Here is a 9,280-nt window from a genome sequence, read left to right as displayed (position 1 = left end):
ACTGCTTGCCATGGCAAGAAACATAAATAAGCTTCATAATAAGATTCAAAATGGCAGAACCGGAACGTATTTATTCCCATTAAAAAGCGCCTGAATTTAGACATTTCAAAATAAATTTTTAAGCCATCGAAAATGGCTTATTAAAGTGCGCCATTATTATCAAATGATTAAATAAATCTGTGGTTCCGATTGGATTTCATGCCAAAAGCAGCAAAAATGAAGCTGCCGCTTCACGAATTTTCATTCGTTAAAGCGACAGCCCCTTTTTCATTTCATAGGAAAGTTCTACGACCTTCCCTATGAAATAAAAACGCTCCGCGGGCTGTGCACAGATGCGTAAGGAAATTATTTGCCTGCGGCAAATCGCATCTGGCACGCAAAGTTGCCAAGCCCCTAAAAGATTGAGGGGTTGGGGAGATGAAGTGGGCTTGCCCACTTTGTTCATTGGTGTACTAAAACTTCCTTAGAGCTAGAGTAGGAGTTTTGTATTTTTAGAAGAACAATTGGGTGATATAGTTTGTTTAAAGAGGAAGGAAACAATCCTGAGAGGTAACATATCAGATATCATCCCAGAGGGAGAGAACATGAAGAGTTTAAGTAAGAGACAAAAGAATTTTATAAGGATGATGATGCAAGAGGATTGCTACAGGTCAGTTCATTATTATGCCGACAAATTAAAGGTGTCAGATAAGACATTAAAGGATGATTTGAAAATGATACGGCAGGTTTTAGAAGAAGAAAAGATTCAGGTCATAGGCAGGACAGGAAGAGGGATTTTGCTGGATATGGAAAACAGAGACCGCATCAAAATGACAGACATTTTGGGAGCATATGGACCGGAAGACAGCAGCGGTTCGGTAGAGTGGCGGAGGGGCATTATTCTCAAAAATCTGCTGATTCATTCCGGCAAATCTACATCGCTTCAAAAATTATCAGAGGAATATTATGTCGGAAAGGCAAGTATTGTAAATGATCTAAAGCTGATTGAAAAATGGCTGGCAGATTTTGATCTGAAGTTGGTCAGGAATGTGGAAGGAACCCGGATTGAAGGTGAAGAAATTAATATCAGAGAAGCAATTGCATCACTGATCAACGGAGAGGGAACAGCAGGCGGTCTCAATGACGATATACAGCCGGACGGGATATGTAGGCTGAATATGCCGACACTGCGGGGACTGCTGGAAGTGTTTTCGCTGGAAGAAATCATTTTTGTGGAATCTCTTCTTGTCAGTTTGGAAGAAGAAGAGGGAATCGACATCAATGATATTTACTATGTAAATATTCTTACTCATATTTTAATCTGCATCAAACGTGTCAGGGATGGCAATAAGATGGATTCACTAAATGATGATTTGTCAGAGACGGACAGGAACAGAGTTTATCAAAAAGCAGATCAGATTGCCCGGAGTATTTGGGAGAAATACGAAATTAATATTGGAGAGGAAGAGATTACTTATATATACCAGTATTTAAGCTCGCTGAGTACGATTGAGGGAGTAAAAAAAGAGATAAAACAGAAGAGAAGCATCGGTGAAAAGGTGGCGATGGCTTTGACTGATTATATGTCCGGCGTAATGGGCGTTAACTTCTTTAAAGAAAAAACCTTACTGGAAGGACTGATGCTCCACATAAGGCCGATGCTGAACCGTCTGGAATACAATATTCAGATTACAAATCCATTGCTGGAAGAAATGCAGCAGTGGTACCCGCAGATGCTTGGGATTTGTAAGATTGCCTGTACGGTTGTGGGGAAACGTTTTCATCTAAAAAAGATAAGACTCGATGAGATTGCTAATATTGCTACATATTATCAGACAATGATCGTCAAGCTGTCATCCAGAATCAATGTTTTGGTAGTCTGCCACAGCGGATTTGGAACTTCTCTTCTGCTGAGCGAGAAAATCAAACAGGAATTTCCTAAAATCCGTGTGATTGATACGATTTCTTCGCGGAAGCTGAAGGAGAGGGAGCTGGGAGACACAGACTTTATTATCTCCACAGTTCCGGTAAACCCGGGGAATATTCCGAACCTGATGATTTCCGCACTTCTGACCAAACAGGATATAAAGGCTATCAGGAATTATATATATGATATCTGCAAAAGCCAGGAGACCAATAGTGCAGGCGTTAAACTGGGGGAAATGATCCGGGAAAGTCCGTCTGACGCTGAAAGGGAAATGATATGTAAAGCGGAGCTGATATCCGGTTTCTATGTGAACTTATGGTACCAGGAGAAGTCAGAAATATATCTGGATATGGATGCTGAGACATCTGCGCTCACGATTGATGTGTGTACGAGTTCAGAAGAAGAACAGCAGAAGATTCTTCATGAATTATATTGCCTGTCGATGGACAAAAGAAGGACGGAAAGGCTGAAATCCGCTAAGACCAGAGAGGAAGCCCTGGATGTATTAATGAGAGGAGGGAGAGTAGAACAATGAACATAGAGGATTTGATGACGGAGGAAAAAATTCTGCTACATGCAGATATCCACACGAAGGAAGAAATGATAGAACAGCTGAGCGGCCTGCTGACCGGTGGGACAGATTCTAAAACGAAGAGCAGACTTATGAAAGAAGTGTGGAAAAGAGAAAAGGATGGATTCACTGCGATCGGAAATTCTGTCGCACTGGCTCATGCTGTATCGGATATTATTTCTGAGGTCAGCATAGTCTGCATCAGATCCGAGCATGAGATTGACTGGGCACCGCAGCAGCATGTAAATAAGAATAGGATGGTCCGGTTGGTATTTTTATTCGTCATACCTGAAATTATGGTAGATGATGAAGACAGAGAAGAGCTGGAAGTATTGAAACAGGTGGTGCTTAAGGCAGGGAGAACAGAAATTGTTCAAGGGCTGCTGAAAGCTGTGGATAAAGAAGAGTTCAGGAATATTATCAGTGGATAAAAGGAGTGTGTATGAATTATTATTCAATGTTTCTGTCAGATGTTGACGGAACTTTAGTGGGAAATGATTTTCATCTGCATGATGATGTGATCCAGGCGGCAAAAGACTATGAGGCTTCCGGAGGCCGCCTGATCCTGTGTACCGGAAGATCTGTGGAGGCATTAGAGGAATACAGCAGAAAACTGAATCTTAAATTTCCAGCAGTCGTCTATAACGGAGCCGGAATTTATGATTTTCAGAGGAAGAGGCTGATCTGGAAGAAGCCACTAGGGAAGGATATCCTGCATGATATTCAGTTTATTTATGAACATCTGCCTGAAATATGTATCCAGATCTTTACTGAAAAAGGAATCTACAGAATGAGAAGCAACTGGATGATCGAGAATCACGGAGTGAAGGAGGAGATGGGAAAAGAAATTTTCTCAGCCGGACAGGCACAGGGTGATATTTTGAAACTGTCTTTTACGGCAAATCATAGAACGATACTTGAAAAGTGCAGGAATCTGCCTTTGTGGAAGGGGAGAAGATACGAATATTCCAGCAAACATTTTACGGAGGTAACTTCTGAGCAGACTGGCAAGCACGTGGCAGCAGCTCATTTGATGGAAGTTCTCGGAGCAAAAAAAGAAAAAATATTTGCTGCCGGGAATGGAATGAATGATTTGAGTATGCTGAAGATGGGGCACTGCTCCTTCGCACCGAAAGATGCTGCCAGACAGGTACTGGAGATAAGCGATATTTTGATTGATTCTCCTGCCAGCTGCGGAATGAAACAGGCATTCAGGCTGGCGGATCAATATAATCTGCAAATTTCAAAGGAAAGGAGGAATTTTAATGAAGAGACCAATAAAGCTGATGGTTTCATGCGGTTCAGGAATTGCGACATCCACACATGCGGCATCCATTGTTCAGGAATATATGAATGAACATGGCATCCCGGTTTCCATTATGACCTGCAGTGTCAACGATCTGGCCAACAGGCTTACAGGCTGTGATGTGATCTTAAGCACTGCCCAGGTTGCTTTTGATCCGGGCATCCCTGTATTTGACGGACTGCCGCTGCTGACAGGAGTGGGAGAAGAGGAACTGCTGGAAGATTTGCAAAAGACCATTCAAGAAATCACAGAAAAAGATTAGAAGAAAGAAGGAGGATTTTATGGAAATTATATCAAAGGTTTCAGGTGCCCTGACCAGTTTAGGGGCATCGGTGTTGATTCCAATCTTCATTTTCATCATATGTATGGTGTTTGGTGCAAAATTGAAGAAATCACTGATGGCCGGATTGACATTCGGTGCGGCTTATATCGGCTTAAATCTGGTCATCAATCTCATGATTACAACTGTGAATCCTATGGTTACTGCTCTGGCAGACAATCTGGGAGTAAAGAAAGACATTCTGGATGTGGGATGGGCTGTGGGGTCTGCGGTGGCATACAGTACAAAGTGCGGTGTGCTGATCATACTGGTATCACTGGGAGTCAATATCTTAATGCTGGCAACAAAAACGACCAAAACATTGAACGTTGACATATGGAATTTTTGGAACCATGCATTTACAGCATCTGTAGTGTATATCGTTACAGGGAATCTGATCATCGGCCTGGCGGCAGGTGCAGTACACGCAGCGTTTTGTCTGGTCATGGCTGACCGGACAGCAGAAAGAGTTCAGAAGTTTTATAAGATTCCGGGTGTTTCGATCCCACAGGGCTGGGTCGTCACCAGTATTCCGATCATCAACGGTGTGAATTGGGTTTTAGACCGGATTCCGATTATCAAAGATATCGAGTGGGATGAAAAGCATATCCAGGAGAAATGGGGCATCTTTGGAAGCCCGTTGGTTCTTGGTACAACATTGGGATTGATTCTGGGATGTGTGGCAGGTTATTGGAAAGACATTCCGACTCTATTAAACTCGGCAATCTCCATCGGCGCTGTTATGATGATCATTCCCAAATTCATTGCATTATTTATGGAGTCTCTAACGGTGGTATCCGACGCAGCCAAGAAATTTATGGACAAGCATTTTAAGGGGAGAGAATTTTATGTGGGGCTTGATTCAGCTATTTTGATCGGGCATCCGGTTACGGTAGCATCGGCCATTATCCTAATACCGATTGTTCTTGTAGTAGCTATGATCCTTCCGGGAAACCGAGTGCTACCATTTGGTGATCTGGCATCCCTGGCATATTTTGTCGCGCTGGTACCTTGTCTCAGTAAAGGAAATTTATTCAGGTCTATTATTTCGGGGATTGTTATTATGAGCATTGTCCTGCTAATTTGTTCCAGTTTTGGTGCTTCCATGACAACGATGGCTGTGGATGCGGGATATAGTCTTCCAAAAGGAGCCGTGGATATTACAGCTCTGTCCGCCGGAAACTGGCTGACTTGGATTTTCTATAAGATTGCAGGTATATTCGCTTAACAGATCAATATAAAAAGGAGCAGAGATGGGCTATAACATTGAATTAGAAGGACAAGTTGCCGTTGTCACAGGCGCTGCACAGTGTAAAGGAGGGAAAGAATGGATATTTATGAAGAGATTAAAAAATTGACAGAAATATCTGCCATGAGCGGACGGGAAGACCGTATGATTTCTTATATTATCAGCCGGCTGAAAGAAAGTGCTGATGATCTACATGTAGACAAAATGGGGAATGTGACAGCAACTTATCTGGGGAGAGGAGAGAATCCCCCGAGCATTGCCTATTTCGCACATATGGATGAAGTAGGGCTGATTGTTAAAAAGATAGAAGACACTGGATTCTTAAGACTGGAAAGAGTAGGCGGGATTCCGGAGAAAGTACTCCCTTCTGAATTTTTAGACGTACATACACTGGACGGAACAACTTCAGTCCGAGGAGTTGTAGGAAATACTTCACATCATCTGACATCTGCAGAAAAAAAGTTTTCGGTTACAGCCATTAATGAAATTTATGTAGATATCGGATGCCGATCAAAAGAGGAAGTGTTGTCTCTGGGCGTCGATATAGGAAGTTCAGTAACTTATGTTCCTAATTTTATGAAGATGGGAAACTGTATTGTCTCGAAATCCCTGGATGACAGAATGGGTATCTATACACTTCTTGCTCTGGCAGAGCATTTGGAAACTGCAGAGCACGAAGCTACCGTCTATTTAATTTTTACGGTGCAGGAAGAATTTAATGTCAGATCTTCAACACCGACATTTAAGCGGCTGGAGCCGGATGCGGCCATCTGTGTAGATATTTCTCCGGCCTGTGATACACCGGAACTGGAGGGCAAATATGATATGGCTCTTGGAAAAGGTGTGGCAATCATGTATATGAATTTCCATGGGAGAGGAACTCTCGGAGGCCTGCTTCCAAACCCGAAGCTGAATCAATTTCTTGAGGAAATCGCGAAAGATGAACTTATGAATTGTCAGAAAGAAGTGGTGATCGGAGTCATAACAGACGATGCTTTTACACAGCTTGCGGGAACAGAGGGGATTCCTATGGCTCATTTATCAATTCCGCTCAGATATACACATTCACCGGCGGAGGCAGCGTGTGTGAAAGATATTGAAGACTGCGCAGAGCTTATGTGCCTGTCTGCATGTAAATTCGGAAGGCATGTCGACCTGTCAAGAGGATGTTAAAACTTTAAAACAGCAAGCAGAGGAAAAGGAGAAGAACATGAGTAAAAAATGGACAGAGGAAGTATTGGGAACAGACAAGGTTATTATTGCAATGTGTCATTTCACGGCTTTGCCGGGAGATCCGGGTTTTGACGAGAAAGGAGGAATGGAAGCAGTTGTAGAGCGTGCCCGCAGAGAGATGCTAAAACTGCAGGAAGGCGGTGTCGATGCCATTATGTTCTCCAACGAGTTCAGTCTTCCTTATCTTACAAAGGTAAAAACGGAGACAGTAGCCGCAATGGCACGGATCATTGGAGAGATCAAGGGAGATCTTCACATACCGTTTGGGGTGAATGTTTTATGGGATCCGGAAAAGTCATTAGATTTAGCAAAAGCTACGGGAGCAAAGTTTGTCAGAGAAATATTTACTGGCGTCTATGCCAGCGATTTCGGTATCTGGGACACAAACTGCGGTGAGGTTGTAAGGCATCAGCATGCAATTGGGGCACAGGATGTGAAACTGTTATTCAACATCGTACCGGAAGCGGCAAAATACATTCAAAGAGATGATATTGCCCAGATTGCGAAAAGCACTGTATTTAACTGCAGACCGGATGCACTCTGTGTTTCCGGACTCACAGCAGGTGCTGCCACAGATTCACAGGTACTGAAAACGGTAAAAAATGAAGTTCCGCAAACCATCGTTTTTGCAAATACCGGTGTGAGAAAAGAAAATGTAGCAGAGCAGCTGAAGATTGCAGACGGAGCGGTTGTTGGAACTACATTTAAAAAGGACGGGATTTTTGAAAATGCTGTAGACAGAGAACGCGTAAAAGAATTTATGGATGTTGTAAAAGAGTTCAGAAATAAATAATAGGAGCCGGAGGAATCATTGACTATGAAGATATTTCCGTCATTGGCTTCGGCAGATCAGCTGAAGTTAAGAGAAGAGATTGAAAAGCTCAAAAATCATACGTATCTGCATTATGACATTGAAGATGGAAACTTTGTTCCTAATATAACGTTTGGATTAGGGACGGTCAGGCTGGCTGCAGAAGTTACAGAGGCTTCCATGGATGCTCATCTGATGGTACAGAATCCTTTGGACTATTTGAATGATCTGCAGGCATGCGGCTTTAAAGCTGTAGCTGTTCATTGGGAGGCCCTTGACTATCCTTCAAGAATTATTACAGAGATTAAAAGACGCGGAATGAAAGCCGGAATTGCACTGAATCCACGTACAGCGGTAAATGAAGTAGAATTTTATCTCAATGAAGCCGATTATTTTTTAATTATGACATCAGAACCGGACGGAGCCGGAGAGAAATTTCGAGCGGATATGGTGGAGAAAGTCAGATGGCTTGCTAAGAGATGCCGGACAGATCAGGATATTATTGCGGATGGAGGCATTTCAGGAAAGGAAATACGGCTTTTAAGGAAAAACGGAGCAACAGGTGCTGTTATAGGCAGAGCTGTCTTTCAAGCTGAAGATTCTTTCGGTGCAATCACATACTTTGAGAACTTGTAAGGAGGTATCATCCATGTCACTAAAAGATGCATTGTCAGAAGAAACATGTTTTACCAACATCAGGGCCGAAAGTCAGGAAGAAGCCCTTCATATTATAGCGTCAAAAATGTATCAGAAAGGAATTGTAACAAAAGATTATGAGGAGCACGTGATACAGAGGGAGAAAGAATTTCCTACGGGACTTCCGTTAAATGGATATAAAGTAGCAATCCCGCATACAGATTCCAGATATGTTAAGAAAACGAGAATCTGTGTTGCGTCCCTGAGCGAACCAATTGAGTTTCAGGTTATGGGAGGCAGTCAGGAAAAAACCAGTGTCAGTGTCATCATGATGATGGCAATCAAAGAGCCACATGCCCAGTTGGAAACTTTACAGGAATTAATTCATCTGGTACAGGATGATCGTATGATGGAGGAATTAGTGAGGGCAAAAGACGGAAAAGAGATTTATCATAAAATCGTTTCTTGTATGTGTTAAAGGAAAGGATAAAACAAAAGGGGGTGAGCAGTCAGCTGACCCCTTATAAGCAGTCTTAATTTATAAGAATACAAAAAAATAAAATATTTTCAAAAAACTTGTTGACAAGTGTAGGAGCGTTTGGTATTATATACAAGCGTCACAGCGAGAGACGCTTAAAAAACAAAGAAACAAGTACCTGGAGAGGTATCGAAGTGGTCATAACGAGGCGGTCTTGAAAACCGTTTGTCCGCAAGGGCGCGTGGGTTCGAATCCCACCCTCTCCGTTGCTTTGAAGATCAGCACTAGCTGAGAGCAAAGTAGTTAGGGACGCTTGGAGAAGTACCCAAGTGGCTGAAGGGGCTCGCCTGGAAAGTGAGTAGGTCGTTAATAGCGGCGCGAGGGTTCAAATCCCTCCTTCTCCGTTGGAACTTTGACAGGAGGTTCCGGATATAAAGTTTGAGTGCGGTGTGCACTTCGGAAGTTTCACTTCCTCAGTCGCGGCAGAGCCGCTTATATAAAAAGTAAACCGTATGCGCTCAGAAGAATAAATTCTTCGCGCGATACACTTCATTTTTTATGCACACAATACTGCAAACGCGAACATTGACAACTAAACAATAAGACAACCTTGAAAATTCTAAGAGATTTTCAGTATCTTTAAAAAAAAGATACACGAACGTTCTTTATAAAAGGACACAGTAAAACAAGGATAAAAAAGCTAGCGCTTTTTAGATCCAAGATTGAACATGAGAGTTTGATCCTGGCTCAGGATGAACGCTGGCGGCGTGC

General features: G+C 42.6%; 9 protein-coding genes and 2 tRNA genes. All 11 read left to right on the top strand.

Translation table 11 applies throughout. The features are described from left to right. Window positions 1-584 precede the first annotated feature (584 nt). The 11 genes from CI597_RS17030 (at window position 585) to CI597_RS16980 (ending at window position 8,913) form a co-directional block, all read left to right on the top strand. Window positions 585-2,441 (top strand): BglG family transcription antiterminator, encoded by a 1,857-nt coding sequence (locus tag CI597_RS17030; RefSeq protein WP_024729432.1) that lies wholly within the window; start codon window positions 585-587, stop codon window positions 2,439-2,441. Further along, on the top strand, window positions 2,438-2,908 hold the full coding sequence (locus CI597_RS17025) for a PTS sugar transporter subunit IIA (RefSeq protein ID WP_024729433.1): 471 nt from the start codon (window positions 2,438-2,440) through the stop codon (window positions 2,906-2,908). The genes CI597_RS17030 and CI597_RS17025 overlap by 4 nt, the downstream gene beginning before the upstream one ends. An 11-nt stretch (window positions 2,909-2,919) precedes the next feature. Continuing rightward, window positions 2,920-3,834 (top strand): HAD-IIB family hydrolase, encoded by a 915-nt coding sequence (locus CI597_RS17020; RefSeq protein WP_024729434.1) that lies wholly within the window; start codon window positions 2,920-2,922, stop codon window positions 3,832-3,834. Next, complete coding sequence (locus CI597_RS17015; RefSeq protein WP_024729435.1) at window positions 3,743-4,045, top strand: PTS sugar transporter subunit IIB; 303 nt, start codon at window positions 3,743-3,745, stop codon at window positions 4,043-4,045. The genes CI597_RS17020 and CI597_RS17015 overlap by 92 nt, the downstream gene beginning before the upstream one ends. A gap of 19 nt (window positions 4,046-4,064) precedes the next feature. Then, window positions 4,065-5,330 carry a PTS galactitol transporter subunit IIC gene (locus tag CI597_RS17010; protein WP_024729436.1) on the top strand — a complete coding sequence of 422 codons (1,266 nt, stop codon included), beginning with the start codon at window positions 4,065-4,067 and terminating at the stop codon, window positions 5,328-5,330. A 99-nt stretch (window positions 5,331-5,429) separates the two neighbouring features. Next, complete coding sequence (locus CI597_RS17005; RefSeq protein WP_024729437.1) at window positions 5,430-6,524, top strand: M42 family metallopeptidase; 1,095 nt, start codon at window positions 5,430-5,432, stop codon at window positions 6,522-6,524. 37 nt (window positions 6,525-6,561) lie between these two features. After that, on the top strand, window positions 6,562-7,377 hold the full coding sequence (locus CI597_RS17000) for a BtpA/SgcQ family protein (protein WP_024729438.1): 816 nt from the start codon (window positions 6,562-6,564) through the stop codon (window positions 7,375-7,377). 24 nt (window positions 7,378-7,401) lie between these two features. Beyond that, a complete protein-coding gene (locus tag CI597_RS16995) occupies window positions 7,402-8,031 on the top strand; it encodes a ribulose-phosphate 3-epimerase (protein ID WP_024729439.1) in 630 nt (209 codons plus the stop codon). Between the two features lie 13 nt (window positions 8,032-8,044). Next, window positions 8,045-8,509, top strand: coding sequence for a PTS sugar transporter subunit IIA (locus CI597_RS16990; RefSeq protein ID WP_024729440.1), 465 nt, complete (start codon window positions 8,045-8,047; stop codon window positions 8,507-8,509). Between the two features lie 180 nt (window positions 8,510-8,689). Further along, window positions 8,690-8,775 (top strand) — tRNA-Ser (locus CI597_RS16985). Between the two features lie 49 nt (window positions 8,776-8,824). After that, a tRNA-Ser gene (locus CI597_RS16980) sits at window positions 8,825-8,913 on the top strand. Window positions 8,914-9,280 lie beyond the last annotated feature (367 nt).

This window comes from Anaerostipes hominis (ex Lee et al. 2021), from assembly GCF_002270485.1.
GTDB classification, from domain to species: Bacteria; Bacillota; Clostridia; order Lachnospirales; family Lachnospiraceae; genus Anaerostipes; species Anaerostipes hominis.
Note: the sequence above shows the minus strand (reverse complement) of the source record. Positions and strands in the feature narration are given on the sequence as shown.